This is a genomic window from Pseudomonas sp. F3-2 (assembly GCF_038804275.1).
In the GTDB taxonomy this organism is placed as follows: domain Bacteria; phylum Pseudomonadota; class Gammaproteobacteria; order Pseudomonadales; family Pseudomonadaceae; genus Aquipseudomonas.
On sequence record NZ_CP152388.1, the window covers coordinates 1,741,146 to 1,767,628 of the forward strand.

A 26,483-nucleotide genomic window follows, 5' to 3' on the forward strand; every position below is an offset into this window, starting at 1 on the left:
AATTGCGTCACACCTAGCCCGGAATCACTAACGGTAACAACCGTGCGGTATTGCGCGCGTCCGACAACGCTCGGTGCTGCTGACCGTTGAAATGCATCCCTGCCAGCTGCAGCGCGGCATTCAGGCCGCAGGGTTTGCTCAACTGGCGTGCCTGCGCAAAGCGCTGCTTGAGATTGATGTGCGCAAGCCGTGAAAGCTCGCTGCTCAACTGGTGCTGCTGCCATTCCACTTCCAGTTGCTGACGGTCGTAGTCGCCCCAGCTCGTCCAGCCCACCAGCCGCGCACGATGATGACTGAGCCAGCGCTCGAACTGCGGCCAGACCGTGGTCAGTGGCGACGCGGTGTCGATGGCGCTCTGCTGGATGTGCGTCAGCTCCCGGCAGAACGGCGTCAGTTGCGGCCTGCGCGCAGGCCGCACGAAGCGCTCGAAGTGGTCGACCTCACGCCCGGTCTGATTGACCACCGACGCGCCGATCTCAATGATCTCCATTTCTGCCACTGGCCATCCGCCCTCTTCGGTGGTGGCCTCCAGATCTATCACCAACCAGTGGGGCATCTCTAACTCCAGTCTTTTAACCCGTGGCGCCGCCATGGAGCGTAGTCATATTCGGTCCGGACGGTAAGAAAACTGTCTTTGTCCGTCCCGCATCGGGACCGGCGAAAGAGGCTCGGCGACGCGGAAAGACCCAGTCTGGGACTCGCGCGGCAGGCGATTGTTTGCTCCGTGTGGGAATTATTACCACGAACAACGCGCCAGTGGTCGCCCGAGCGCTTGCTTGGTTGACGCGCTCAGCATAAATTGCCGCGCGACCCTTGCTGTTTCTGTCAGAAATTTCCTTCGCCATTTCCGGGGGCTCACGGTGGACGAACACAGTGCCTGGACGGTCATGCGCGACCTGGTCGAGCAGGGTCTGATCACGGATCCCGACAGCGCCCGCGGCAAGCTGCTGCAGGTGGCGGCGCACCTGTTCCATCAGAAGGGCTACGAGCGCACGACCGTGAGGGATCTGGGGGCCGCGGCGGGTATTCAGTCCGGCAGCATCTTTCATCACTTTCGCAGCAAGGACGAGATTCTCTGCGCGGTGATGGAGCAGACGGCAATCTACAACACGGCGCTCATGCGCGCCGCGCTGGAAAAAGCCACCGGAGTCCGGGCGCGCGTGCTGGCGCTCATCAAATGCGAGTTGCAGTCGATCATGGGCGGTACCGGCGAGGCCATGGCCGTGATGGTTTATGAGTGGCGCTCGCTGTCCGCCGATGGGCAGGCGAAAATTCTGGTGCTGCGCGACGCGTACGAGCAGGTGTGGCTGCAGGTGCTGGGAGAAGCCGAGGAAGCTGGGCTGATTGCCGGTGATGTGTTCGTCACCCGGCGGTTTCTGACCGGGGCGTTGTCCTGGACCACCACCTGGTTTCGCACCGGCGGCAGCCTGACGCTGGAACAACTTGCCGAGCAGGCACTGATGTTGCTGCTCAAAGAAGCAAGGTGTGAATAAATGTGATTTTTACGTCTTTTTGACCGTTGTCTAATTGTTCGCAAACGCATAGCTTACGTACTCCGATTCGCATGAGGTGCCTTGTCTTGATGTCTACGCCGGTGCGGATGGCTTTTAAAACGCTGCTGTTGGCGACCACGACCCTGTGGGCCTGGCAGGCGGGGGCGGCGCAGGTCGTGCGCATTGGTGCCGCGCACTTTCCGCCTTATACGATTCGCCCTGAACGCGGGGAAGACACCGGGCTGCTGCCGCAGATGGTCAGTGCGCTCAACGCCATGCAGAGCGATTACCGGTTCGAGATGGTCCCCACCTCGATCCCGCGTCGGTTCCGCGACTTTCAGCAGGCGCGATTCGACATGGCCATTTTCGAAAACCCCGCCTGGGGCTGGAAGGGCATCGCTCACGAGGATGTCGACATGGGCCTTGAGGACGCCGAAATCTTCGTGGCCCACAAGATTCCCGGACGCACTCAGGCGTTTTTCGACGATTTGCACGGCAAGCGGCTGGCGCTGTTCAGCGGCTATCACTATGCGTTCGCGGATTTCAACGCCGATCCCAAATTCCTTGCCGAGCACTACAACGCGTCGCTGACGTATTCCCACGACAGCAACCTGTTGATGGTGATGCGTGATCGCGCCGATGTCGCGTTGGTGACCCGTTCCTACCTCAGCACGTTCATGGCCAACAATCCCCAGGACGCCGACCAGTTTCTGGTGTCGGACCGCGTGGATCAGGTCTACCGCCACTTCGCGCTGTTGCGCCCGAATGCGCCGATCACCGGCGAGCAGTTCAGCCTGCTGCTCAACCAACTGCGCGAGAACGGGCAGATGTTCAAGATCTTCCAGCCGTTTCGCATCGCCGTGACGCCACAGGCCACGCATCACTCCATCGCGCTGGACAGCTCAGGCGACGGCGACTGAGAGGGTAAATGGCGAGGGGGTGACTCAGGGTGGCGACTGCGCTGGCCCGAGCAGTGATCGATGAGGGGTGCATCGCAGCGAGGTGAGTGGGAGCGCGGTCTTGCGCTCCCACACGGTTCATCAACGGTCCCGCGCTTCCTTGGCGTCCATTTCAGCGTTGCGCTCATGGACACGCTTGAGTTGTTCTTCGGTCAGGGGCAGTTTTTTTGCTGAATCCTTGAGCATCAGCAAACCGCCGACGATCGAGCCGATTGCAACTACCAGAATTAACCAGGCATACCAGGGCATAGGGCTCTCCTTCTTGTGATACCGGTTGGAGCAGCGGCGCTGTCCAGTGGTTCAATTGTAGGAGATGTCCGGCCTGACCACGGAAGTCACTTCAGTGGCCGGCAGGAGGCGTCGCTGTGGCACGGCTTGCCGTCAGTTGCACAAGCCGTGCTGCTGCGGTGGGCTGTCGATTCAGACGCCGGTCAGCATCGAGTCGGCAGGCGCCGCCGAACGCGCGCGTCCGGTCATGCCGAAGTAGATGAAACCGGCGGCCATGAACCCCAGGAAGATCAGCCCGATCAGCGCGTTGAACCAGGCCATCGCGATCAGGCAGACCACCGCCAGCACCAGCGCGATCCCCGGCACGATCGGGTAGCCGGGCGCGCGGAAGGTGCGCTCCAGCAGCGGCTCGCTCTTGCGCAGCTTGAACAGGCTCAACATGCTCATGATGTACATGACAATGGCGCCGAACACGGCCATGGTGATCATGGCCGCTGTCAGCGTCATGCCGCTCAGATTGATCAGGCCGTCGCTGTAGATCGCCGCGATGCCGATCAGGCCACCGGCGATGATCGCCCGATGGGGCGTCTGGAAGCGCGACAGCTTCGCCAGCGAAGCGGGCAGGTAACCTGCACGGGCCAGCGCGAAGAACTGCCGCGAGTAGCCCAGAATGATGCCGTGGAAACTCGCCACCAGACCGAACAGGCCGATCCACACCAGCATGTGCAACCAGCCCGAGCTTTCGCCGACGACTGCTTTCATCGCTTGTGGAAGCGGGTCGTTGATGTTCGACAGGGCTTTCCAGTCACCCACGCCGCCTGCGAAGAACATCACGCCCATCGCCAGCAAAACCAGGGTAATGATGCCGCTGATGTAGGCTTTCGGAATCGTGCGCTTGGGGTCTTTGGCTTCTTCTGCCGCCATCGCCGCGCCTTCGATCGCAAGGAAGAACCAGATGGCGAACGGAATGGCCGCGAACATTCCGGCAATGGCCGGGGCGCCGAAGCTGTCCGAACCGGCCCAGCCGTTGAGGGCGAAGTTGGAAAAGCTGAATGCAGGCGCGACCACGCCCATGAACACCAGCAGTTCAATGACGGCGAGGACGCAGACGACCAGTTCGAAGGTCGCGGCCAGTTTGACGCCCAGAATGTTCAGGGTCATGAACACGATGTAGGCGCCGACGGCTGCATGTTTAGGGTCCAGGGCGGGAAACTGCACGTTCAGGTAGGCGCCGATCGCCAGGGCAATGGCCGGCGGCGCGAAGACGAACTCGATCAGCGTGGCCAGGCCTGCGATCAGGCCGCCTTTCTCGCCGAACGCACGTCGGCTGTAGGCAAACGGTCCGCCGGCATGGGGAATGGCGGTCGTCAGCTCGGTGAAACTGAAGATGAAACAGGTGTACATCGCCGCGACCATCAGCGACGTCAGCAGAAACCCGAGCGTTCCGGCCACTCCCCAGCCGTAGCTCCAGCCGAAATATTCACCGGAAATCACCAGACCGACAGCGATCCCCCACAAATGCAGCGTGCCCAGCGTGGGCTTCAGTTGCGTATTCATGCGTCACTCCCTGGATTGATTGGATCATCGGGAGGTAGCGCGTTGCAGCGGTCATGCCAGTGGCCGGAAGCGATGTCGCAATGTTTCCAATCGGGTCGCTTACGGGATGGTTATTCGGCGATTTCGGGGCCATCGTGCGCGATTTGTGAGCAGAATGCCGCGGCGTGGCTGCTTAAGAGGCACTGAAGCCTGCGGCGCTCGCAGGCACCAATTGACTCGTGGACGGTCGTGCGCACGTGCACAGTAAACCGTTCATGCAGGCCAATCGCCAATCAGCTCGCCCCACAGCAGACTTCGCGAGCCGCAGCGTCTGGACGGTATCGGCGATGAGGTGCACCCGACGGCGGCAGATTCCTTGCGCCATTTACCGATCACCGGGTCCCGTCTCAGGGCTGGTTCAGCTACAATGCGCGCCGATTTCGACTTGCCAGAGAACCCGCTCATGTCCGCTTGCCAGACCCCCATCATCGTCGCCCTGGATTTCCCGACCCGCGAAGCCGCGTTGAAACTGGCTGATCAACTGGACCCGAAACTGTGCCGGGTCAAAGTGGGCAAGGAGCTGTTCACCAGCAGCGCGTCGGGCATTGTCGAAACCCTCAACGACAAGGGCTTCGAAGTGTTTCTGGACCTGAAATTCCACGACATCCCCAACACCACGGCGATGGCGGTCAAGGCCGCCGCCGAGATGGGCGTGTGGATGGTCAACGTGCACTGCTCCGGTGGCCTGCGCATGATGGCCGCGTGTCGCGATGTGCTGGATCAGCGCAACGGTCACAAGCCGCTGCTGATCGGCGTGACGGTGCTGACCAGCATGGAGCGTGAAGACCTGGCGGCGATCGGTCTGGACATCGAGCCGCAGGAGCAGGTGCTGCGTTTGGCGGCACTGGCGGAAAAGGCCGGCATGGACGGCCTGGTGTGCTCGGCGCTGGAAGCCCAGGCGCTGAAGAGCGCGCACCCGTCGCTGCAACTGGTGACGCCGGGTATTCGCCCGGCAGGCAGCGCGCAGGACGATCAACGCCGCATCCTGACGCCTCGTCAGGCGCTGGATGCCGGCTCCGATTATCTGGTCATCGGCCGTCCGATCAGCCAGGCCGCCGACCCGGCGAAGGCGCTGGCGGCGGTGGTGGCCGAACTGGCGTGACGCTGGCGCAACGCGGGCATTCAGCAGCCGCTTGATGCCGCTGTCCGGCCAATCGTCAGCCAGCGCACGGCCGCGTCGTCAGCACAGACGGGTGCGCTGCACCCGTTGCCGTCAGTAGCCGATCCGCTTCAGGATCGACTCCATGCTTTCCTTCGACGGCCGACCGTAGAACTTCAGCAGTTCCGAGGTGCGGTTGGTAAAGAAGCCGTCCACGCCGTTGGCACTGATCGCCTTGAAATCCACCGCGTCGTCCACGGTGTAGGGATGGATGATCAGGCCTCGGTCATGAGCCATCTTGTTCATCCACGGTTTCACCAGGTCCATGTAGCTCTGATCCCCACCGTTTTTCAGCGCAGAGGCGGGGCCGGTGCCTATGGCTCCGTGTTCCTTGGCCCAGTCCATCCAGGCAGCAAACTCCTCTTTCGACTTCACCTGCTGGCTCGCATAAAAGCTCGCCTTGTCCTTGGCCCCGGAATCCTTGAAGGACGTCTCGGAAGCAGCGGCAATCGAGCCATCGCCCAACCAAAGCAGCAGCACTTTAGGCGTGTCGGGCATGCTCTTCTGCAGCAACTCCAGACTCGATTTCTCGAACGTCTGCAGCACGACCCGGCCGGGCAGGTGGGCGACGTTGACATGGCCTTTTTCCGCAGCCGGACGCTCACTCAGCCAGCCGCGCTGATCGAGTTTCTTTTTCAGGTCTTCTTCGATGCCGGGAAACTGCGTCGGCACTTTGGTTTCGATGTACAGGCCGGGTTTGTTCTTGCCGCCCTCGGCGATGTCGATCACTTCATCCAGGGTCAGAATCTTCAGCCCGGCGTAGCTCGCTCTGGCGCGGTCCGGGTAGGCCTTGTTGAACCAAGAGCCAGCGTCCAGACGCTTGAGTTCATCAAGGGTGAAGCTGCTCACCGGCTGAGTCGCCCGGTCCGGAAAGACCTCGTTGATGTTGGTGGTGCGTTGCAGCGTGTCGTCATGCAGCGCGATCAGCACGCCGTCCTTGGTGCGCTGGATGTCCATTTCCAGATAGTCGGCGCCCAGTTCGCGGGCCAGCGTGTAAGAGGGGATGGTTTCCTCAGGCGCGTTGAACGAGGCGCCGCGGTGGGCGATGACCGCAGGCCAGGGCACACCTGCCTTCGCGGCCAGGGCCTTGCCCGGGTTGCTGGCCGGCTCGCTGGCGGCGAGCGCCATCCCTGACGACAACATCACACCGGCAATGGCGGCGGTGCTCAACGTTCTGGTTATTCCTTTCAACATGGTTTTGACGTTCCTTTTGTGCATGTTCATTCATGGCGCAGTGAGATCGGGCACTGCATGGCACATCGTTGTCGCAACTGATCGTTCAGCCCATCGCTGTGACCAATAACAGCTGGCGTCGGTGCGGGCAACCCGGCTGTCGTTGACGCAGACACGTTGTCGTAATGGGAGATGGTCTGTGCAGTGTCGGTGTTTTTCATGACGCTAAAACGTCCGGCCGCGACTTTTAACCCTCAAGCGTGCCTGCGCATGACGCATCGCTGATTCACCGCTGCCCTCGCGGCGCAGGCCGTCCGGATCGCCTCGCAGCCGCTGTGCCAGACGCTTGCGCGTGCGGGGCGGCGAGTGACGCAAATCGAGATCAGGGGTGAAAACCGCGGGGAGTCACGCTACTGTCTGTCCATCCCAATGTGCGCAGCGGAGTGAAGATGAAGACGGTGTTGGTGCTGGTCGAAAGCGTGAACGAGTATTTGCCGATTCTGGAAGACAGCGGGTTTCGCCTGATTCTGGCCCCGACCCCGGCGATGCGGGCGCAAGCGGTGGCCAGCGGGGGCGACGAGATTGACGCGGTGCTGACCCGTGGGCCGCTGGGATTTACCGCCGAGGAGATGGCCGCGCTGCCGCGACTCGGGATCATCTGCGTCCTCGGTGCCGGCTACGAGCAAGTCGATCTGGCGGCCGCCGAGGCGAGGGGCATCACCGTGACCAACGGCGCCGGGGTCAATGCGCCGAGCGTCGCCGATCACGCCATGGCGCTGTTACTGTCACTGGTGCGCGACATCGCGCAGAGCGACGCGTCGGTACGTCGCCATGAATGGCGCAAAGTCTCGCGGCCGTCCTTCGCGGGCAAACGCCTGGGCATTCTTGGTCTGGGTGCGGTGGGCATGGCCATCGCCCGGCGGGCGCTGGGCTTCGACATGGTGATCCATTATCACAGCCGCTCGGCGCGAACGGATGTCGATTTCAACTACTGCGCGACGCCTCTGCAACTGGCCCACGACTCCGATTTTCTGGTGGTCGCAACGCCGGGTGGCGGCTCTACCCGACATTTGATCGACGCTGCCGCCATCGAGGCGCTGGGCCCCGAGGGCTTCATCGTCAATATCGCGCGGGCCAGCGTGGTAGACACCGAGGCGCTGATCGACGCGTTGCAGCACGGCCGCCTGGCCGGGGCGGCGCTGGATGTTTTCGACGACGAGCCTCAGGTTCCCGATGCATTGAAAACCCTGAACAACGTGGTGCTGACGCCGCATCTGGCGGGCCTGTCGCCTGAGGCCTCGCGGGACACCGTGCAGATGGTCGCCAACAACCTGCTGGCGTTCTACGCGGGCAAGCCTGTGCTGACGCCTGTTTACAGCTGACGCTGCGCACGCGTCCGTTCGCAATCGGATGCTCACTCTTACAACAAAAGGAAACGTGTATGTCTGCTTCAGCCGTGTTGAAAGTCGCCCTCGTCACCGGTGCCGGCAGCGGGATTGGCCGCGCCGTGGCGCTGCAGTTGCTGTCCGACGGTTTCGCGGTGGTGCTGGCCGGGCGACGTCCCGAACCGTTGCAGGCCTTGGCGGACCAAGCGAAAGCGGCGGGGCAGCAAGCCCTGGCGGTGCCCACCGATGTGCGCGATCCGGCCAGTGTCGATGCGTTGTTCGCCGCCATCGAACACACCTTTGGCCGACTGGATGTCTCGTTCAACAACGCCGGCATTGGCGCGCCTGCGGTGCCGATGGATGAGCTGTCGGTCGAGCAGTGGAAGAACGTCATCGATACCAATGTCACAGGGATGTTTCTGTGCGTGCGCGGTGCATTCGGCCTGATGCGCCGGCAAGTGCCGCAGGGCGGGCGGATCATCAACAACGGCTCGATTTCGGCGCACACCCCGCGTTTGTTCAGCTCGCCGTATACCTCCAGCAAACATGCGGTGCACGGGCTGACCAAAAGCACGGCGCTGGATGGCCGGCCTTACAACATCGCCTGCGGTCAGATCGACATCGGCAATGCGCTCACCGAGATGACCGATCGCATGACCAAAGGCGTGTTGCAGGCCAACGGGACGCTGGAGGTCGAGCCGACCATGAACGTCCAGCATGTGGCAGACGCCGTGAGCTACATGGCCGCGTTGCCATTGTCGGCCAACGTGCTGAACATGACCGTCATGGCCAGCAGCATGCCGTTCGTGGGGCGTGGCTGAGGCAGCGGGCGCAGGCAGCCGCCCGCCGTAAGCTCACCCACCGTTGTTTCGTCCAATATCCTGTGGGATCTGTCCAACCCGGTCGATCCATGTATGCGCAGAATGGCGCCATGCCGATCCACTTCAAACGAGGACATGATCATGAGTGAATTCGTCATCGCACCGGTCGCCACGCCATCGCTGGCGGTGGCCGGGACCACCAGCCGCTTTCCGATCCGCCGCGTATTCTGCGTCGGTCGCAACTATTCCGAGCACGCTCGGGAAATGGGTCACGATCCTGATCGCGAGCCGCCGTTCTTTTTCATGAAGCCGGCCGATGCCGTGGTTCCGGCCGAAGGCAGCATTGCGTATCCGCCGCTGACCGAAGACCTGCACCATGAGATCGAGCTGGTCGTTGCCATCGGCAAGGACGGCGTGAACATCAGCCCGGAGGATGCGCTGAGCCATGTATGGGGCTATGGCGTGGGTCTGGATCTGACGCGCCGCGATCTGCAGGCGCAAGCCAAGAAAATGGGGCGTCCGTGGGAATGGGCCAAGGCCTTCGATGCGTCGGCACCCGCCACGGCGCTGCTGCCGGTGAGCAAGGTCGGCCATCCGGAATCCGGCGCAATCTGGCTCGACGTGAACGGCCAGAGCCGCCAGCGCGGAGACCTGGCCGACCAGATCTGGCCGGTCAAGGACGTCATCGCTTACCTGTCGCAATCGATTGGCGTCAAAGCCGGTGACCTGATCTACACCGGCACGCCGGCGGGCGTCGGCGCGCTGCAGCGCGGTGATGTAGTGACGGCCGGGATCGAAGGCATCGCCGAGTTGAGCCTGACCCTCGGCTGACCGCCACGCACCTGCCGTGACACAACAATCGCTTGGTTCGACGGCCGCACGTGCCCTAACATGCGGCGGTTCGAACCGGCGACTCAGGTGTCCGCGATGGCCAACCCTTCCCGCATCCAGACCTACGGCATGCAGCAGCGCAGCGACCGCATGGATTTCTATATCCGTGACAAGTCGGCGCGACCGGCTTTGACCGCGCCCCATCGCCACGAATACTTCCAGATCCAGATCAACCTCGGCGGCGACACCGTGCAGCACATTGGCGGCGCCATCCGGCCGTTCCCGCGCAACACCCTGGCATTCATCCTGCCGCACCGGCTGCACGTCATCCCGCATCCGGAGGACGGCAATTTCGTGCTGATCAACTTCTCGCAGGAGTTTCTCCTGCAACATCTGCAGTGCGATCCGATGGACCTCGAAGACGTCTCGCTGGCCGAGGCGCCGGAATTGGCACCGTTCCGCTTTCAGGAACATCTGGATTTCATTCTCGACGACGCTGACTTCGCCGACGTGACGGCGTTGCTGACCCAGATGCGCGAGCTGGATCAGACGCGCCAGCTGGGTTCCGGATCGATTTTGCGCGGCTGCCTGCTGCAACTGATCGGCAAGGTCTGCAACCTGTTCGAGGCGCCGTTGCTGGCGCTGTCGGCGAACAAGGCCGAGCGCAGAGGGCGCCGCGACGCCATGGGCAGGGTCATGGCGTACATCCGCGAGCACATCGCCGAGCCGACGATGACCCTGACCGATGCCGCGGCGGCCGCGTTTCTTTCGCCCAATTACCTGACGCACCTGCTGCGCAAGGAAACCGGCAGCACGTTTTCAGAGTTGGTGCTCGAACGCCGGATGCGCTTGGCGCGCACGCAACTGATGAACAGCGACAAGCCCCTGAGTCACATCGCTGACACCTGCGGCTTTGCGGACGAAGCGTATTTCTCCCGACGTTTTCGCAAGGCCCATGGCGTCCCGCCCGGCCAGTTCCGGCGCGAACATCGCGGCGTCTGACGCCTGTTGCCTGCCATCGGATAGCTCAGCCTGAACCGCCACAGCCCGGTCAGTCGTGCAGTCGAATCGTTCGGGCCAATTCGCTGAACAGCGCCGACACAGATCGCAATGCCCGACAGTCCGGTCGCGTCAGTACCCACAGCGCGGTGTCATAACCTTCCAGCGGCCCGCTCAACTGCTGCAAGCCTGCGTCGCGCAACATGAAGTCAGGCAGCGCCGCGACGCCCATGCCTGCACGCGCCAGTTGCGCCACCGCCAGCATCGAGCTGCAGCGATAGGCGAGCTTGACCTCCGGCAATCGTTGTCGGCGCCAGGTCACGGTCGGGTGATCGGGCAGGAAATCATCCGGGGCGATCCAGTGCAGGTTCTCCAGCGCCAGATCGTCCTGACGGGCCACATAGTCTTCGCTGGCACACACGCGGTACGACACCGTCCCCAGGCGCGTGCCCACCAGATGCTGCGGGGGCGCGTCGGTCAGCCTCAGCGCGATGTCCGCATCGCGGCGGCTGAGGTTGGCGAAGGTGCTGGACGTATTGAGTTCCAGCTGCAGCCCGGGATAGTTCGGCATGAACCGCGTGAGTGCAGGCAACAACAGGCTTTGCAACACCGCTTCGGTGCAGGTCAGGCGAACCGTGCCGCTGACGATGTGCTGCCCTTGCTCGAGGCTGATCTGCGCCAGCGTCAACGCCTGCTCGGCGCTTTCGGCCTGTTGCGCCAGCGCGATCGCGGCGCTCGTGGGTTGATAGCCGGCGCGGCTTTTGTCGAACAGTGCCGTGCCCACCGCTGCCTCGAGCCGACGCACTGACCGGAACACGGTAGACACGTCGACGGCGAGCAGTTCGGCAGCGCGGGACAGGGTCTTGCCGCGCACCAGCGCGAGGATCAACGTGAGGTCGGCATGATTGATTCGATAGTGCATCGCTGCATTGATCACTTGCTTGAGCGCCCATTCTGATTGCAAGGCTGCAAGCTTATAGTGCCGTTCAGCCACACGGCAAAGCGTTTTGACATCAAGGAGCGGTCATGGAGCAGCAACAGGCTATTCGCATTGCATTGGTCGGCGATTACGACACGAACGTACCCGCGCATCAGGCCATTCCGGTCGCGCTGGACAGGGTCGCGGCGGAGTCAGGGACGCGTCTGACGTATCAATGGGTGCCGACTCCAGAGGTGGCTGACGGCGCGTTGTTAGAGGCCTTCGATGGCATCTGGTGCGTACCGGCCAGCCCCTATCGCGACATGAACGGCGCGCTGACCGCCATCGGTTTCGCTCGCACCCGGCGCGTGCCGTTTTTAGGCACCTGCGGCGGCTTTCAGCATGCCTTGCTCGAGTACGCACGCAATGAGCTGGGCTGGACGGACGCCGAGCACGCCGAGACAGCGCCGGATTCCGAGCAGGCGATCATCACGCCGCTAAGCTGTTCGCTGGTGGAAGCGTTCGCGCCGATCCGGCTGTTGCCGGGTTCGCGCATCGCCCAGGCTTATGGCGCGCAGGAAACCCGGGAGCGCTACCGCTGCCGCTACGGTTTGCGCAAGTCGCTGGAGGCCGCAATGTTCGCCGGGCCGCTGAAGGTGTGCGGCTACGACGCCGACGACGAGGTTCGGGCGATTGAACGGGATGATCATCCATTCTTCCTCGCCACACTGTTCCAGCCTGAACGCGCAGCGCTGGCAAGCGACACCGTGGCGGCCACGACGCCGCCGCTGGTCAAGGCCTTCGTCATGGCCTGTGCCGCCTTGAGGGCAACACGATGATCACCGACACCTTCGACCGACCGTATTACGCGGTGATTTTCACCTCGGTGCGCACGACCGCGGACGATGAGGGTTATCAGCGCGCGGCGTTGCGAATGCTTGATCGGGTGCGCGAGCAGCCGGGTTTCCTCGGCGTGGAGTCGGCGCGGGGTGAAGACGGGCTTGGCATCACCGTCTCCTACTGGTCGAGCGAGGAGGCGATTCTGGCCTGGAAGCAACACCCCGAGCACCGTGCGATTCGTGAGCTGGGCCGCTCGACGTGGTACCGCAGCTGCACCACGCGGGTGAGCAAAGTCGAGCGTGATTACCGCTATTCCACCTGAGTCGCAATGACGCTGGCGCTGCTGGCATGACGTGGCGTCGGCGCGGTGTCGTGGCTGCGCACCAGCAGCCAGGTCAGCAGGGCCGCGCTGAAGGCGATTGCTGCGCCCACCCACAGGATCGCCTGATATCCGCTGCCGAAACTGTGCAGCGCCAGCGCGTGCAGGTCGATGCCGGGGAGCATCGCCTGCTGGCCGGCGGACAGATCCCCCGCCGCGATGCTGCGCGTGAGTGCCACCGGGTCGATGTCCGAACCTGGCGGCAGACTCTCGGCGAGGGTCGCCGAAACCCGTGAGAACAGAATCGCGCCCAACGCTGCAAACCCCACGACGATGCCGCTGAACCGCACCGTACCGGAGACGCCGGACGCCATGCCGGCACGCTCGGGCGGAATCACCGACATGCTCACCTTGGCGGTCTCGCCGTTGAGAATGCCCGCGCCCACCCCCGCGATCAGCAGTCCTGCCGACATGGACGCGTAATCGAACTGCAGCGCTTGCATCGCCAGCCATGACAGGCCGACGCCGATGGTCGCCAGGCCGACCGTCAGCAATGCCCGGCCACTGAAACGGTGTGTCAGCCAGGTGGCGACAATGCGCGGCACAATGAACAACGGCAGGGCGATGGGCAGCATGAGCAGTCCGGCTTTCTGCGGGCTCAGGCCCAGGCCGCTCTGAAAGTAGATCGGCAAGTAGGTGAACATGGTCAGCAGACCGCCGGCATAGGCCAGCCCTGCGATATTGGCGCCGATGTAGGTGGGCCGGCGGAAGAAGCTCAGGTCGAGCATCGGACGTTGCTGCCTGGTTTCCACCAGCAGAAACAGTACGAACAGCGCGCCGGAGCAGGCGAATTCCAGAACAATCCCGTTGCTCCCCCAGCCTTCGTGGTTGCCGGTGATCAGTGCCAGCGTCACCAGGAACAGGCTGCTGGAAAACGTCAACGAGCCCGGCACGTCGACCTTGCGTGCGTGCGGATCGCGTGACTCATCGACAGCGTAAAGGGTCAGCGCGAACATCGCGGCGCCGATCGGGATGTTGATGTAGAACACCCATTGCCAGCCGAAATGCTGAGTGATGAACCCGCCGGCCACCGGCCCCAGCGAGGTCGCGATGCCGATGACCGAACCCCAGAAGGCAAAGGCTCTGGCCCGATGTGCGCCGCGGAAGGTATGGGACAACGTGGCCAGCGCCGAACTCAGCAAGATCGCCGCGCCGACGCCCTGCAGCGCCCGCGCGCCGTTGAGCAGCAGCACATCGCCCGCTGCACCACAGACCAGGGAGGCGCCGGTGAACACGATGAGGCCGATCAGCAGCATGCGTTTACGCCCGTATCGATCGGCAAGTGCGCCGGCCGGCATGACGCAGGATGCGAAGGTCAGCGTGTAGGCGCTGATCACCCATTCGATGTCGGCGAAGTCGGCATGCAGTGACTGGGCGATGGAGGAGAGCGAAACCGCGACGATATTGGAGTCCAGGTTGATCATGAAGGACGGAACCGACACGCACAGCAGGATCAGGATTCGGTGCAAGCCCTCGGCGGGCGACAGATGTTCGGTGCTCATTTCCAGTCTCGATGACCTGCAATCTACCAATTAGCGGTATATGCTCCTTTTTCAATTTGCGGGGATATGCCAGCATTGGTCAAGGCATTTTTTTGATAGCACGATCGTGTGCTGGACCGGTGCGTGCGCCCATGGCTCGAAGGAAGGTTCATGAACGACAGACAGAAACGCAGCGTCGCGGTACCGGAGGGCCTGAACATCCCGCCACAAGCGACCTGCCACGCCACTTACCTGCGCAAGGCGACCCGACGCATCACCTTGCTGTACGACGCATTGCTGGCGCCATCGGGCCTGCGCTCGACCCAGCGCTCGATCCTGATGCAGATCGCTCGCTGCGAGGTGGCGAGCATGTCGGAACTGGCGGCTTTGCTGCTGATCGACCGTTCGGCGCTGGCGCAGAACCTCAAGCCGCTGGAGCGCGAAGGTTGGGTGCAGGTGCAGGTGGATCCGGCGGACAAGCGCAGCCGTCTGGTCAGCCTGACGCGGGCGGGCATGGATAAATTGCTGGAGACTCAGCCGCTCTGGCAGCAGGCGCAAGCCAGTTTTGAAAAGACCTACGGCGCCGAACGTGCCGTGGCGTTGCGCCAGGCGCTGATCGATGTGGCAGCAGGCGAATATGAAGGCGCCGATCCGGTGTGATCGACGCCAGGTGTGCAGCAGGCGGGGAACAAGCCCTGCTGCATACTCGTTTTACGGCATCACTGGCGGGATGTAGGCCAGTGTCGTGCCCAGCGCCCACAGCAGGAACAGCACCAGCGGCGTGTGAACCAGCAGTTGCACGAACGAGAAGCCGATCAGATCACGCGCCTTGATGCCCAGCACGCCCAGCAGCGGCAGCATGTAGAACGGGTTGATCAGGTTCGGCAGCGCTTCGGCGGCGTTGTAAATCTGCACAGCCCAGCCCAAGTGGTATTTGAGATCGTTGGCCACTTGCATGACGTACGGCGCTTCGATGATCCACTTGCCTCCACCGGACGGAATGAAGAACCCGAGAATCGCCGAGTACACGCCCATCAGCAGCGCGTACGTGTCGTGGGAGGCGATGCTGGTGAAGAACGTCGAGATGTGATGCGCGACGGTTTGTGCGTCGCCGCCCTTCACCGTGGTCAGCAGCGCGGCAATCGAGCCGTACAGCGGAAACTGGATCAGCACGCCGGTGGTGGTTGGCACGGCGCGTGCGACCGCATCCAGAAAGCTGCGCGGGCGCCAGTGCAACAGCGCACCGACCATGATGAACAGGAAGTTATAGGTGTTCAGGCCGGAAATCGCGGTGATCGCAGGCTTGGTGCTGAACTCGTTGTACAGCCATCCCGACGCCAGAATCACCATCAGAATGATCAGCAGCGGGCTGTATTCCAGCCACTCGCCAGGGCGGGTGCGCGGTGGCAGCGGCGGTAGGCTGAACGCAGGATCCACGCCGCATTCCTTGGCTTCCCGGGCGTTGGCCGGGCCAGGTGCCGTGGCGTAGGCGACGATGATCGAGATCACCACCAGCGCCAGCAGCATCACGCCTGACTGCCACAGGAAGATGGTCTGGGTGAACGGGATCATCCCGGTGATGGCCAGAATCGAAGGCGGCAGACTCGCCGGGTTGGCCTGCAGCTGTGCAGCCGACGACGACAAGCCCAGCGCCCACACGGCGCCCAGACCCAGATAAGCGGCAGCACCGGCTGCGCGATAGTCCATTTTCAGATCGGTGCGACGGGCCAGCGCGCGTACCAGCAGCCCGCCGAAAACCAGCGACAGGCCCCAGTTCAACAGCGAGGCGACCATGGAGATCAGCGCGACCCAGGCGACCGCCGAGCGGCCATTCTTGGGGATGCGCGCCAGACGGTCGATCAGCTTGACCGCCGGAGGCGAGCTGGCGACGACGTAGCCGCCGATGACCACGAAGGCCATTTGCATGGTGAAGGGGATCAGGCTCCAGAAACCGTCGCCGAACGCCTTGGCGGTGTCGGCAGGTTTCGCGCCGATGGCCAGCGTTGCCAGGGTGACGATGACGACTGCCAGGGCGGCGAACACCCAGGAGTCGGGGAACCAGCGTTCTGCCCACTTGGCACAACGCAGGGCAAATCGGGCGGAGCGGCTTTCTTCAATATCGGCGGCCACGTTTTCTACCTCTTGGAGTTATTGTCAGGTGCTATTCGAATAGCTGTTTTTAGTGTTGGCAGTGATGCGAAAAGTCAGGCGCTAGATACAGCAAAGCCCCTTCACGGATGAAGAGGCAATATGGCACAACGATATGACGCAGGTGTAACGACAGACTCGGGCGGACGCGTACCCTGTAGGAGCGCGCTTATCCGCTAAGCGATTGTTCAGACACTGCGTGGGTGACTGAACGGGCTTTGATCGCGGGCAAGCGCGCTCCTACAGGGGAACGCGGCCACTCAGTGCGCTCAGAACTTCATCTCGACCACATCGTCCGGGACGATGAGTTTGCCGGCGGTCTTGGCGATAATCTCCTCGACGGTCACGCCCGGCGCGGTTTCGCGCAGGATGAACGCGCCGTTCTCGATCTCGAGGTAGGCCAAGTCGGTCAGCACTTTCTTGATGCAGCCAGCGCCCGTCAGCGGCAGGCTGCACCGCGACAGCAGTTTCGATTCGCCGTCTTTGGACGCGTGGGTCATGGTGACGATGATGTTGTCGGCACCGGCGACCAGGTCCATCGCGCCGCCCATGCCCTTGACCAGTTTGCCGGGGATCATCCAGGAAGCGATGTTGCCCTCGACATCGACCTCGAATGCGCCGAGCACGGTCAGGTCGACATGGCCGCCGCGAATCATCGCGAACGACTCGGCCGAGGAGAAAATCGACGCGCCTTTGCGCGCGGTCACGGTCTGCTTGCCGGCGTTGATCATGTCGGCGTCGATGGTCTCTTCGGTCGGGAATTCGCCCATGCCCAGCAAGCCGTTTTCCGATTGCAGCATCACGTCGATGCCGTCCGGTACGTAGTTGGCGACCAGGGTTGGAATGCCGATGCCCAGGTTCACATAGAAGCCGTCTTGCAGTTCGCGCGCTACGCGCTGTGCCATTTGTTCGCGGGAGAGTGCCATGATCTTGGGTCTCTTTTATTGTGTCCGGTGACCGATTCCGTCGCAGGCAACTGGCGCGGGCGTGGCCCTGCATCAGTTGCGACCGGCGCACCGGCCTGCCACGGATGAATGGGCTGCCGGTCGATGGAAGACCGGCAGCAGGCGTCAGGCTTTCTTGATGGTGCGCTGTTCGATGCGCTTCTCGAACGTGCCCAGAATCACGCGATCCACGTAAATGCCGGGCGTGTGGATCTCGGTCGGCAGCAGGACACCGGGTTCGACGATTTCTTCGACTTCCACCACGGTGATCTTGCCAGCGGTGGCCACGACCGGGTTGAAGTTCTGCGCGGTGTGGCGGTACACCACGTTGCCGAAATGGTCGGCTTTCCAGCCTTTGACGATGGCGAAGTCGCCGGTGATGGCTTCTTCCAGGATGACGTTGCGCCCGTTGAACTGACGGGTTTCCTTGCCTTCGGCCACAGGCGTGCCGTAACCGGTCGCGGTGTAGAAAGCAGGAATGCCGGCGCCGCCAGCGCGCATCTTCTCAGCCAGCGTGCCTTGCGGCGTGAGTTCGACTTCGAGTTCGCCGCTGAGCAACTGACGCTCGAACAGGGCGTTTTCACCCACGTAAGAAGCGATCATCTTACGGATCTGCCGGTCTTCCAGCAGGATACCCAGCCCAAACCCGTCGACACCGCAGTTGTTCGAGACAACGGTGAGGCCCTTGACGCCACGGCGCTTGATTTCGGCGATGAGGTTTTCCGGAATACCGCACAGACCGAAGCCACCGGAAAGCACGGTCATGTTGTCGGTCAGCCCGGCAAGGGCTTCTTCGTACGTTGCAACTCGCTTGTCGAGTCCAGCCATGGTGATATCCCGCCTTGTTATATTTATGTCCGACAATCTGTCGCCAGGCGCCTGAAACCACTGCATGGGGACACGGCTACGAACGGGCTCGTTCAGGAGCCTGGGCTCCGCTTTTCGCCTGTTCTTGCGTTGTCTTCCCTGCGCCGTGAGGTGCTCATGCTGCCTGGAGGTTGTTCACCGCATCTTCTCTCGCACTCAGTGATTTGTTAATTTTGTTTTTTTCATGGATTGATAAGAAAACCAAATATATGAACGTCAAACAGCTGCGTGCGTTTCTGGCCGTTGCCCAGTGCCTGAGCTTCGCCCAGGCAGGGGAGCGGCTGCATCTGTCGCAACCCGCGCTGAGCCTGACCATCAAGGCGCTGGAAGACGATCTGGGCGGCCAACTGCTGACCCGCACCACACGCAATGTCAGTCTCACGCCCGAAGGCGAGGCCCTGTTGCCGCTGGCCCGACAGCTGCTGGCCGACTGGGACAACACCGAAGAGCTGCTGCGTCAGCGTTTCACGTTGCAGATGGGCAAGGTCACCATCGCGGCCATGCCGTCGTTTGCAGGCAATCTGCTGCCGATCGCGCTCAAGGTTTTTCGCGAGCGCTATCCGCGGGTCAACGTGGCTGTGCACGACGTCATCAACGAACAGGTGCTTGAGATGCTAGACCATCGACGGGTCGAGCTGGGTGTCGGGTTCGAGCCGGAGTCGAGCAACAACCTGACGTTCACCCCGTTCTACATGGACCGTTTCGTGGCGGTGGTGCCGATGGATTCGCCATTGGCCGAACGGGGCGTGGTCGCATGGGACGAGCTGTTGCGTCACGACTTCATCACCCTTCAGCGACCGTCGGCGGTGCGGCTGCTGCTGGAACAGGATCTGCACACGCAACACGGCAAATTGTCGGTGGCGTTCGAGAGCCATCAGCTTTCGACGGTCGGGCGCATGGTTGCCAACGGCCTGGGCGTCAGCGCCGTGCCGTCGTTGTGCATCAGCCAGATGGAAGAACTGGGCGCAAGGTGCATCGCACTGGAAGGCCCGCGCATCGAACGCCGGATCGGACTGATGACCCAGGTCGATCACAAACTCTCGGCGGCCGCGCAGGCATTGCGCGACGTGTTGATCGAATGCGCGCAAGCGTGATCTGGCGACCCTTCATTCACCGGTGACATTACGGTTTCTATGGGCGTGAATCAACGGTCATTAACGCCCCCTTCCATCGACGGCGCGACACCCGACGCCTTCCCGGCTGAAGCCGGTCCTACGAAAAACTTGCGGCGCTTGTAGGACCGGCTTTAGCCGGGAAGAGGCCCGTGCGGAACGCAGATTCATTTAAATGAATGGATGAATGGCAGGCCGTTTCGGCCACTTTCTACGAAAAAATCACTGCGACGTCTTGCCGCATCCGGTATCGTTTGGCCACCTGAAACAAATTGTTTCAGGTCAACCTTCAATAAGAATCGAACGATAAGGGGTTCCGCATTGGATTTATCGTCTGCTGCGTGGGTGTTCCATGACACCCGTCTGATCATCTGCTGCCTGATCGCCATTGCCACGATTATCGTGCTGATCAGCGCTACCAAACTCCCGCCATTTCTGTCGATTCTGGTGGGGACTTTCATCGCAGGGATAGGCGCAGGATTGCCAGCGGAGGCTGTAGCGAAAGCGTTCAGCAAGGGCGCGGGCGGGATTCTTGGGGAAGCGGGGATCATCATTGCGCTGGGCGCGATGCTCGGCGCGCTGATGGCCGAGTCAGGTGCGGCTGATCGCATCGCCTCGACCCTGCTTGGCCTTGGCAAGGGCAAGACATTGCCGTGGGTCATGGCGCTGGTGGCGATGGTCATCGGCCTGCCGCTGTTCTTCGAAGTGGGCCTGGTGATGATGGTGCCGATCATCTTCGTCATGGCACGGCAGTCGGGCCAGCCGCTGCTCAAGATCGCCATTCCGGCGCTGGCCGGCATGACCACGCTTCACGCCCTGATGCCTCCGCATCCAGGCCCCTTGATTGCCGTGAGTGCGTTGCACGCCGATCTCGGATTGACCATGTTGCTGGGCTTCTGCATTGCGGTGCCGGCGGTGATCCTCGCAGGTCCCCTCTACGGCAACTGGCTGTCCAGGCGGTTGCACATTGAGGAACCGGCTGAGCTGGGTGAGCTGTTCTCGGCCAAGTCCACCGTGACCCGCCAGCCGGGTTTCGGCATTTCGCTGTTGATCATTCTGCTGCCCGTCATCCTGATGCTCGGCAGCACGCTGGCCAAGGTGGCCATGGAACCGGAAAGCAACGCGGCGCTGGCGCTGAAGTTTCTCGGCGAGCCTTTGGTGGCGTTGGGCATCGCCGTGCTGGCGGCGACGGTCTGTCTGGGTTGGGCCAATGGCATTTCCCGCGAGCGGGTGGGCAACACGCTGCGTAAAAGCCTGGCGCCGATTGCCGTTCTGTTGCTGACCATCGGTGCCGGTGGCGGCCTGAAACAGACGCTGCTCGATGCCGGCGTCAGTCAGACCATCAGTAAGGTGGCCGAGGGCGCGCACATGCCGTACCTGTTGCTGGCATGGCTGATCGCGGTTGCGCTGCGTCAGGCGACAGGCTCGGCGACGGTCGCGACCACCACCACTGCGGGCATTCTTGCGCCGATGATGGCCGGCCTTGCACCAGTGGAAGCGTCATTGGTGGCGTTGGTGATCGGCGCGGGTTCGGTGTTCTTCTGCCATGTCAACGATGCGGGCTTCTGGATGGTCCGCGAGTATTTCGGCTTGCAGCTGAAGCAGACCCTCTGGGTCTGGTCGGTATTGCAGACCATCGTATCGGTGGTCGGCCTGATCGGCACCTCGCTGCTGTGGCATTGGTTGGTGTAAACCTTGCCGTTGTGTGCACAGATCCCGCAAGGAAGCGGGTGTTCTGCCGAAGGACCAACAGAAGACAATCACAGGACAACGCGCGAACAGCAGTGCTAACCGTTTGCGCAGCCGATACCGACTATCAAGACGACTGATTTCTGCTGGAAAGGGCCGGGGCGTAGCCTTGGCTTCATTCCAGAAACGAGCCGAATGGAGGCTCCCATGAACCGTCTTCTTGCCCTCGCCATGTTGCTTTCAGTCGCCGTTCTCTCAGGCTGTGCCGCTGGCAATCACCCCGAATTGCGTCCCTACACCGCTGAGGAAACCCACCAGCTGGCCCTCGAAGACCTGAACCGTCGCGGTCTGTCATACGACGAATACCAGGTTCGCAAAGCCCAACTGATGGCGCAGCCTCAGATGCAACAGGCCCATGAGTTCGATAACCGGGGTGAAGTCAGCGCTGAAGTCAGCACCGCATCGCCAGCCCGCCAGGGTTAAGGCGCCAGCCGCGACACTTCGCAGTTCGACACTTCCCGGTTCGACCCTTCAAGACGACGAGGACTCTTCACGAGTCCGTCCGTAGACGATCAGCGCTTACAACGCCAGCTTCAAATGCCCGCCTGCTTCCTTGTGGCGCGCATTCATCCGGTGTTGCAGCCCCAGATGAAAATGCTCAAGCCCGTCGTGCAGACGCTGGGTCAGCAATTCGTCCAGTTCTCCCCCCAGTTCGTTCTCGCCGTAGCTGATCTGGCTGTCGATGGCGAATACGCCGTGCAGCACTTCCTGGCATTTGAGCGCGGACAGCACCGGTTTCAGCGCGTAATCCACCGCCAGCATGTGCGCGATGCTGCCGCCTGTTGCCAGCGGCAATACCACTTTGCCGTGCAGCGAGCGTTCCGGCAGCAGATCGAGCAGGGTTTTCAGCGCGCCGGAAAACGACGCCTTGTACACCGGCGTGCCGATCAGCAGGCCGTCAGCCTTGGCAACGGCCTCGATGAAGGCGACCACTTCGGGGCTGTCGAAGCGGGCGTACAGCAGATCCTCGGCTTTGAAATCCTGAATGCGCACGCTCTTCACATCGACGCCGCGATCCTTGAGCCACTGCGCGGCGTGCTTGAGTACCACACCGGAGCGCGAGCGGGTTGAAGGACTGCCTGAAATTGAAACTACCAACATGCCTTGATTCCTTGGGGTCAGTCACCCGAGGTGCATCAGCACCGTGCAGGTCGCGAGTAACGCGATGGTGATGGGGCGGATAGACCCTTATGACAGCTTCAAAGCAGCATGCGTGCCAGCGTCATCAATGTATCCGACGGCCTGCGAAACCGGGTGTCGCGCCTGAATTCGCTCAGCGTGCTCAAGCCGGCCGAGCTGACCTGCAACGGGGTATCTGTTGATCGACTGTTGCGTGGGCAACACTTGAACGGCGATTGCGCGCAGGCCAGGCCTGATGCTTTTCCCCGCCCGAGCGAATTCGATTGCCGGATGCCGGGCAAAAAAAATCCCCGCAGCCGGCCGCTGCGAGGATTTTGTTTTTGCTTTCAGCTGACCGCGTGAAGCTTGCGGCCGGCGTCAGTTCCGGAACATGGCACCGGTCTGGATCAGGTTGTTCGAACCCAGCAGTTGGCTCACGTAACGGCTCCAGCGAGTGATGTTCGCAGGGCCGACGAAGACCACGTCCTGCGCAGCCAGCTCGAAACCCTTGGCCAGCGCATAACTGGTCGGCTTCTTGGCGTTCAGGTGATACACCGTGGCGGCGCGGTTACCCTCCATCGCGCGGATCACATACACCGCTTCGCCGTCAGCGGCGTCCGGGCTCAGACCGCCCGAGGTGCCGAGCGCTTCAAGCAAGGTGACGCTGGTGGTGCTGAAGGAAATCACTTGCGGACGCTGAACCTCGCCGAGCACGTAGATCTTGTTCTTCGAGTTGCTGTTCAGGTGCAAGTAGTCGCCGTCCTTGAGGTAGATCTTGCTCAGCTGCGAGTCCTTGCGGTTGAGCGCGTCGACGTCGATGACGTAATCCTTGCCATCGCGACGCAGTGTCAGTCCGGCCAGGTTGGCGTCAGTCAGATCGAGCCCGGCCTGGCTGATGGCCTGCACCAGTGTCAGCGGAATGTTGGTGATCGGTTGCGGGCCGGGTGTCTTGAACGAGCCGGACAGCAAGACGCGGCGGCTGTTGTAACGCAGCACTTTGACGTCGACCTTGACCTCGGTGTACTGGGGCAGCAAGCCCATGCGCAGTTGCTCGCGAATCTCGGCGACAGTCTTGCCCGCTGCCTGCACGCGGCCCACATACGGGAAGAACACAGTGCCGTCATTCAGCACTTCGCGGCTGTTGGCGTCGAGCTGGTCCTGCGAGCCGGGGGCGGTCAGTTCAGGGTGTTCGAACACTGTCACCAGCAGGGTGTCGCCAGGGCCGACGATGTACTCCGAAGGCCGGTAGGTGAACAACTCAGGGGCGATGGGTCTTGCCGTCGCGGCGGCGTTTTTCTCTTGCTGGGCGAGGGTGGTCGGCGTGATATTGACCAGCGTGACATCCGGACCGTCCGGGTCCTTGTCCGTGACATCACTGAGCGACATGTATTGACCCGGGGCGAATGCGCAGCCTTGCAAAATGAGACTGGAAAGCAGCACTACCGCTAACGTTACTTTCATATGAATGTTCCTTCTAATCCTAAAAGGTGCGTACTGGCACCGCAGTGATTTCGTTGCATCCCTTACCAACACCGAACAGCGGATTAACTTCTTTCACACACCCATGCACCTCCTGCCGAGCGTCTCTGGCCCGGTCTTTTTTCGTTGGCAGATGTTGTTATTCAGAAAGCGTTTTTGTTGACGAAGCCTTTGAAGAGCGTCAGCAGGATGATTTTCATGTCCAGCCAGACCGACCAGTGCTCGATGTACTGCAGGTCGAATTCCACGCGCTTTTGCATCTTGTCCAGCGTGTCGGTTTCGCCACGCCAGCCGTTGATCTGCGCCCAGCCGGTGATGCCCGGCTTGACCTTGTGTCGCAACATGTAGCCCGACACCTGCTTGCGGTATTGCTCGTTGTGCGCCACGGCATGGGGGCGGGGGCCGACAATCGACATGTCGCCGCGCAGCACGTTGAAGAACTGCGGCAGTTCGTCGAGCGAGGTGCGTCGCAGAAAAGCCCCCAGCGGCGTGATGCGACTGTCATTACGCGTGGCCTGCGTCACCACATCGCCGTTTTCCTGCACGCTCATGCTGCGAAATTTCCAGACCATGATCGGTCGTCCGTCCAGCCCGTAACGACGCTGTCGGAACAGCACCGGGCCTGGCGAAGTGAGCTTGATCGCCAGGGCGATGAGCATCAGCGGCAGGGCGATCATGGTCAGGATCATGCTCGACAACACGATGTCTTCGACGCGTTTGACCATGCTCCAGGCGCCGTCCATGGGCGAGTCGAAAATGCTGATGCTGGGCAAGCCGTTGATGCTTTCGCTGCGCGCATGCAACAACTCGAACATGAACACATCCGGGATCACGTACACCGACGCCGTGGTGTCGCTCAGGCCTTTGATCAGTTCCTGCAACCGGGCCTGGGCGCCCAGCGTGAGGGTGATGTAGACCTTGTCGATCTTGCCGTCGCGGGCGTCCTGAATCAGTTGATCCAGATCGCCGAGCACCGGAATGCGCCGACCGATGCGCGCCAGGTCCATCTGCTCCGGCGACTCGTCGTAAAAGCCCAGCAGATTCAGGCCCATCCACGGCGCGCTTTCGATCGACATCGCCAGACGCTCGCCGCAGTGCCCGGTGCCCACCACCGCCACGCGGCGGGTGTTGAAACCGTGGCTGCGCAGCGCATGAAGCAGGCTGCGAATCGCCAGCCGATACCCGCACAGCCCGACCAGGACCGTGGCGAACCATGCCATCTGACTGTCATTGGCGAGGTCGTCCGGTTGCAGCAGCATGTAATCGACGAACAACAGCAGGACGAACGCCAGGCCCCAGTAATTGGCCACCTTCAGCACCTCGCGCAGGATGCGTTCCCCGCGCCAGGAGCCGTACAGCTGGTGGTATTCCGCCAGCCAGTGAAACGCCACGGTCGCCAGCAGGATCTGCATCCAGGCTTCAGTGCCCATCGGCACGCCGGTCAACACGTTGATGCCATAACCGCCAACGGCGATGACCGCCAGATCGAGCAGGCGATGGGCAACGGACAGCGATGACTGATGAGCGTGCAGGATGCCGCGTAATGGTGTGCTCATGTTCAAGGCTCGCTCAGACGGATTTGATCGGAACAACGCGGGCGGAGAGTTCGTTGGCGACCAGCGCGGGGCTGATCTGAATGGTCCGGATCGGCACCGGATGACGGGTCTGGCGCGCCGCAGTCAGGCGCACTTCGACGAACTGGCGCATTTCGAGCTCGAAGCGCGCTTCGCTGAACCGTTCGGCATTGGCCCGGCACGCCTGGGCGGTGATGCGTGAGCGGTTGGCCTCGAAGGTCTCGACGGCGGCCATCAGCGAGGGCACGGTCTGTTCGGGATAGAACACGCCGGTCGGTTGCGGGTGGTCCAGGCCGCAGACGGTCTCCAGCACGCCACCCTTGCCGAAGGCAATGACCGGCGTGCCGCAGGCTTGCGCTTCCACCGGGCTGATGCCGAAGTCTTCTTCGGCCGCGAACACGAACGCCTTGGCGTTGCTCATGTGCTGCTGCAGCACCGCGAAAGGCTGAAAGCCCAGCAGCGTGACATTCGGCGCATGGGCGGCGACGGCTTTGGCTTTTTCCATTTCGGGGCCTTCGCCGACCACCACCAGACGCTTGTCCGGCATGGCTGCGAAGGCTTCGATGATCATCGGCATGCGCTTGTACGGGACCATGCGCGAGGCCGTGAAGTAGTAGTCCTGCTTGTCTTCCTGCAGGGTGAAGCCGCGGGTGTCCACAGGTGGATAGATGACGGTGGATTCGCGACGATAAGACTTGGTGATGCGCGCGCCGATGAAGTGCGAGTTGGCGATGAAGTCATCGACGCCGGCGGCGGTGCGCTGATCCCACATGCGCATGTAGTGCAGGATCATCCGCGCGACCTTGCCTTTGAGGCCCATGCTCATGTTGGCCTCTTTGAGGTATTGATGCTGCAAGTCCCAGGCATAGCGGATCGGCGAATGCACGTAGCTGATGTGCAGTTGGTCAGGCCCGCACAGCACGCCTTTGGCCACGGCGTGGCTGCTGCTGATGATCAGGTCGTAACCGGAAAGATCCAGTTGCTCGATGGCCATCGGCATCAGGGGCAGGTAGCGCTGATATTTGGTGCGTGCCTTGGGCAGGCGCTGAATGAAGGTGGTCTTGGCGACCTTGCCGCCCAGTTGCGCGCGGTCCTGATCGCTGAGGAAGTCGATGACGGAGAACAGATCCGCCTCGGGCCAGATTTTGATCAACGATGCCAAAACCCTTTCGGCACCGGCATACGTCACCAGCCAGTCGTGGACGATTGCTATTTTCATTGGAATTCT

The 26,483-nt window shown here is 62.1% G+C and carries 27 protein-coding genes; 14 read left to right on the forward strand and 13 right to left on the reverse strand.

The features are described 5' to 3' along the window. Positions 1 to 13: 13 nt before the first annotated feature. Positions 14 to 556, reverse strand: coding sequence for an exonuclease domain-containing protein (locus AAGQ88_RS07940; RefSeq protein ID WP_342654923.1), 543 nt, complete (start codon positions 554 to 556; stop codon positions 14 to 16). Positions 557 to 860: 304 nt separating this feature from the next. On the opposite strand from AAGQ88_RS07940, the gene AAGQ88_RS07945 reads away from it, so the two are divergent. After that, a complete protein-coding gene (locus tag AAGQ88_RS07945) occupies positions 861 to 1,493 on the forward strand; it encodes a TetR/AcrR family transcriptional regulator (protein WP_342654924.1) in 633 nt (210 codons plus the stop codon). Between the two features lie 89 nt (positions 1,494 to 1,582). Beyond that, on the forward strand, positions 1,583 to 2,413 hold the full coding sequence (locus AAGQ88_RS07950; RefSeq protein ID WP_285424451.1) for an ABC transporter substrate-binding protein: 831 nt from the start codon (positions 1,583 to 1,585) through the stop codon (positions 2,411 to 2,413). Positions 2,414 to 2,533: 120 nt separating this feature from the next. On the opposite strand, the gene AAGQ88_RS07955 is transcribed toward AAGQ88_RS07950, so the two are convergent. Then, a complete protein-coding gene (locus AAGQ88_RS07955; RefSeq protein ID WP_093469957.1) occupies positions 2,534 to 2,701 on the reverse strand; it encodes a DUF2897 family protein in 168 nt (55 codons plus the stop codon). A gap of 171 nt (positions 2,702 to 2,872) precedes the next feature. Further along, complete coding sequence (gene eat / locus AAGQ88_RS07960; RefSeq protein WP_342654925.1) at positions 2,873 to 4,237, reverse strand: ethanolamine permease; 1,365 nt, start codon at positions 4,235 to 4,237, stop codon at positions 2,873 to 2,875. 442 nt (positions 4,238 to 4,679) lie between these two features. Between eat and pyrF the strand changes: the two genes are divergently transcribed. Then, the gene (gene pyrF / locus AAGQ88_RS07965) at positions 4,680 to 5,378 is read left to right on the forward strand and encodes an orotidine-5'-phosphate decarboxylase (RefSeq protein WP_342655762.1); all 699 of its coding nucleotides are present in this window, start codon (positions 4,680 to 4,682) and stop codon (positions 5,376 to 5,378) included. A 111-nt stretch (positions 5,379 to 5,489) separates the two neighbouring features. Here pyrF and AAGQ88_RS07970 read toward each other — a convergent pair whose 3' ends face one another. Further along, entirely contained in the window at positions 5,490 to 6,629 is a 1,140-nt protein-coding gene (locus tag AAGQ88_RS07970; protein WP_342654926.1) for a glycerophosphodiester phosphodiesterase, read from the reverse strand. 428 nt (positions 6,630 to 7,057) lie between these two features. Between AAGQ88_RS07970 and AAGQ88_RS07975 the strand changes: the two genes are divergently transcribed. The 4 genes from AAGQ88_RS07975 to AAGQ88_RS07990 all read left to right on the forward strand — a co-directional run bounded on the left by AAGQ88_RS07975 (position 7,058) and on the right by AAGQ88_RS07990 (position 10,647). Further along, positions 7,058 to 7,990, forward strand: a complete 933-nt coding sequence (locus AAGQ88_RS07975; RefSeq protein WP_285424449.1) for a 2-hydroxyacid dehydrogenase — start codon at positions 7,058 to 7,060, stop codon at positions 7,988 to 7,990. A gap of 59 nt (positions 7,991 to 8,049) precedes the next feature. Continuing rightward, the gene (locus AAGQ88_RS07980) at positions 8,050 to 8,814 is read left to right on the forward strand and encodes an SDR family oxidoreductase (RefSeq protein WP_342654927.1); all 765 of its coding nucleotides are present in this window, start codon (positions 8,050 to 8,052) and stop codon (positions 8,812 to 8,814) included. Positions 8,815 to 8,955: 141 nt separating this feature from the next. Further along, positions 8,956 to 9,645, forward strand: a complete 690-nt coding sequence (locus AAGQ88_RS07985) for a fumarylacetoacetate hydrolase family protein (RefSeq protein ID WP_342654928.1) — start codon at positions 8,956 to 8,958, stop codon at positions 9,643 to 9,645. A 96-nt stretch (positions 9,646 to 9,741) separates the two neighbouring features. After that, positions 9,742 to 10,647, forward strand: coding sequence for an AraC family transcriptional regulator (locus AAGQ88_RS07990; protein ID WP_093469934.1), 906 nt, complete (start codon positions 9,742 to 9,744; stop codon positions 10,645 to 10,647). Positions 10,648 to 10,696: 49 nt separating this feature from the next. Here the strand turns inward: AAGQ88_RS07990 and AAGQ88_RS07995 are convergent, their stop codons facing one another. Then, the gene (locus AAGQ88_RS07995; protein WP_342655763.1) at positions 10,697 to 11,566 is read right to left on the reverse strand and encodes a LysR family transcriptional regulator; all 870 of its coding nucleotides are present in this window, start codon (positions 11,564 to 11,566) and stop codon (positions 10,697 to 10,699) included. Positions 11,567 to 11,670: 104 nt separating this feature from the next. On the opposite strand from AAGQ88_RS07995, the gene AAGQ88_RS08000 reads away from it, so the two are divergent. Further along, positions 11,671 to 12,402 (forward strand): CTP synthase, encoded by a 732-nt coding sequence (locus tag AAGQ88_RS08000; RefSeq protein ID WP_342654929.1) that lies wholly within the window; start codon positions 11,671 to 11,673, stop codon positions 12,400 to 12,402. Beyond that, the gene (locus AAGQ88_RS08005; RefSeq protein ID WP_285424444.1) at positions 12,399 to 12,725 is read left to right on the forward strand and encodes an antibiotic biosynthesis monooxygenase; all 327 of its coding nucleotides are present in this window, start codon (positions 12,399 to 12,401) and stop codon (positions 12,723 to 12,725) included. The genes AAGQ88_RS08000 and AAGQ88_RS08005 overlap by 4 nt, the downstream gene beginning before the upstream one ends. Here the strand turns inward: AAGQ88_RS08005 and AAGQ88_RS08010 are convergent. After that, complete coding sequence (locus tag AAGQ88_RS08010; RefSeq protein ID WP_342654930.1) at positions 12,713 to 14,284, reverse strand: MFS transporter; 1,572 nt, start codon at positions 14,282 to 14,284, stop codon at positions 12,713 to 12,715. The two genes, AAGQ88_RS08005 and AAGQ88_RS08010, sit on opposite strands and share 13 nt — an antisense overlap. A 150-nt stretch (positions 14,285 to 14,434) precedes the next feature. Here AAGQ88_RS08010 and AAGQ88_RS08015 point away from each other — a divergent pair, with 150 nt between their 5' ends. Further along, positions 14,435 to 14,923, forward strand: coding sequence for a MarR family winged helix-turn-helix transcriptional regulator (locus AAGQ88_RS08015; protein WP_342654931.1), 489 nt, complete (start codon positions 14,435 to 14,437; stop codon positions 14,921 to 14,923). 51 nt (positions 14,924 to 14,974) lie between these two features. Here the strand turns inward: AAGQ88_RS08015 and AAGQ88_RS08020 are convergent, their stop codons facing one another. The 3 genes from AAGQ88_RS08020 to AAGQ88_RS08030 form a co-directional block, all read right to left on the reverse strand. Next, a complete protein-coding gene (locus tag AAGQ88_RS08020) occupies positions 14,975 to 16,393 on the reverse strand; it encodes a TIGR00366 family protein (RefSeq protein ID WP_342654932.1) in 1,419 nt (472 codons plus the stop codon). Between the two features lie 287 nt (positions 16,394 to 16,680). Continuing rightward, on the reverse strand, positions 16,681 to 17,337 hold the full coding sequence (locus AAGQ88_RS08025; RefSeq protein ID WP_285424440.1) for a CoA transferase subunit B: 657 nt from the start codon (positions 17,335 to 17,337) through the stop codon (positions 16,681 to 16,683). 144 nt (positions 17,338 to 17,481) lie between these two features. After that, a complete protein-coding gene (locus AAGQ88_RS08030) occupies positions 17,482 to 18,183 on the reverse strand; it encodes a CoA transferase subunit A (RefSeq protein ID WP_285424439.1) in 702 nt (233 codons plus the stop codon). A 248-nt stretch (positions 18,184 to 18,431) separates the two neighbouring features. On the opposite strand from AAGQ88_RS08030, the gene AAGQ88_RS08035 reads away from it, so the two are divergent. The 3 genes from AAGQ88_RS08035 to AAGQ88_RS08045 all read left to right on the forward strand — a co-directional run bounded on the left by AAGQ88_RS08035 (position 18,432) and on the right by AAGQ88_RS08045 (position 21,506). Further along, the gene (locus tag AAGQ88_RS08035; protein WP_093469907.1) at positions 18,432 to 19,316 is read left to right on the forward strand and encodes a LysR family transcriptional regulator; all 885 of its coding nucleotides are present in this window, start codon (positions 18,432 to 18,434) and stop codon (positions 19,314 to 19,316) included. Between the two features lie 339 nt (positions 19,317 to 19,655). After that, positions 19,656 to 21,026: a gluconate:H+ symporter gene (locus AAGQ88_RS08040; RefSeq protein WP_285424438.1), complete on the forward strand. Its 1,371-nt coding sequence runs from the start codon at positions 19,656 to 19,658 to the stop codon at positions 21,024 to 21,026. Positions 21,027 to 21,230: 204 nt separating this feature from the next. Then, positions 21,231 to 21,506 carry a hypothetical protein gene (locus AAGQ88_RS08045; RefSeq protein WP_285424437.1) on the forward strand — a complete coding sequence of 92 codons (276 nt, stop codon included), beginning with the start codon at positions 21,231 to 21,233 and terminating at the stop codon, positions 21,504 to 21,506. 96 nt (positions 21,507 to 21,602) lie between these two features. Here AAGQ88_RS08045 and ssuE read toward each other — a convergent pair whose 3' ends face one another. Further along, the gene (ssuE, locus tag AAGQ88_RS08050) at positions 21,603 to 22,184 is read right to left on the reverse strand and encodes an NADPH-dependent FMN reductase (protein WP_342654933.1); all 582 of its coding nucleotides are present in this window, start codon (positions 22,182 to 22,184) and stop codon (positions 21,603 to 21,605) included. Between the two features lie 108 nt (positions 22,185 to 22,292). On the opposite strand from ssuE, the gene AAGQ88_RS08055 reads away from it, so the two are divergent. Beyond that, positions 22,293 to 22,565, forward strand: coding sequence for a hypothetical protein (locus AAGQ88_RS08055; RefSeq protein WP_342654934.1), 273 nt, complete (start codon positions 22,293 to 22,295; stop codon positions 22,563 to 22,565). 15 nt (positions 22,566 to 22,580) lie between these two features. Here the strand turns inward: AAGQ88_RS08055 and AAGQ88_RS08060 are convergent, their stop codons facing one another. From AAGQ88_RS08060 to AAGQ88_RS08070, 3 genes are all read right to left on the reverse strand, one after another. After that, positions 22,581 to 23,663: a polysaccharide biosynthesis/export family protein gene (locus tag AAGQ88_RS08060; RefSeq protein ID WP_093469893.1), complete on the reverse strand. Its 1,083-nt coding sequence runs from the start codon at positions 23,661 to 23,663 to the stop codon at positions 22,581 to 22,583. Positions 23,664 to 23,824: 161 nt separating this feature from the next. Continuing rightward, a complete protein-coding gene (locus tag AAGQ88_RS08065) occupies positions 23,825 to 25,237 on the reverse strand; it encodes an undecaprenyl-phosphate glucose phosphotransferase (protein ID WP_342654935.1) in 1,413 nt (470 codons plus the stop codon). Positions 25,238 to 25,250: 13 nt separating this feature from the next. Further along, on the reverse strand, positions 25,251 to 26,474 hold the full coding sequence (locus AAGQ88_RS08070; protein ID WP_285424433.1) for a glycosyltransferase family 4 protein: 1,224 nt from the start codon (positions 26,472 to 26,474) through the stop codon (positions 25,251 to 25,253). Positions 26,475 to 26,483 lie beyond the last annotated feature (9 nt).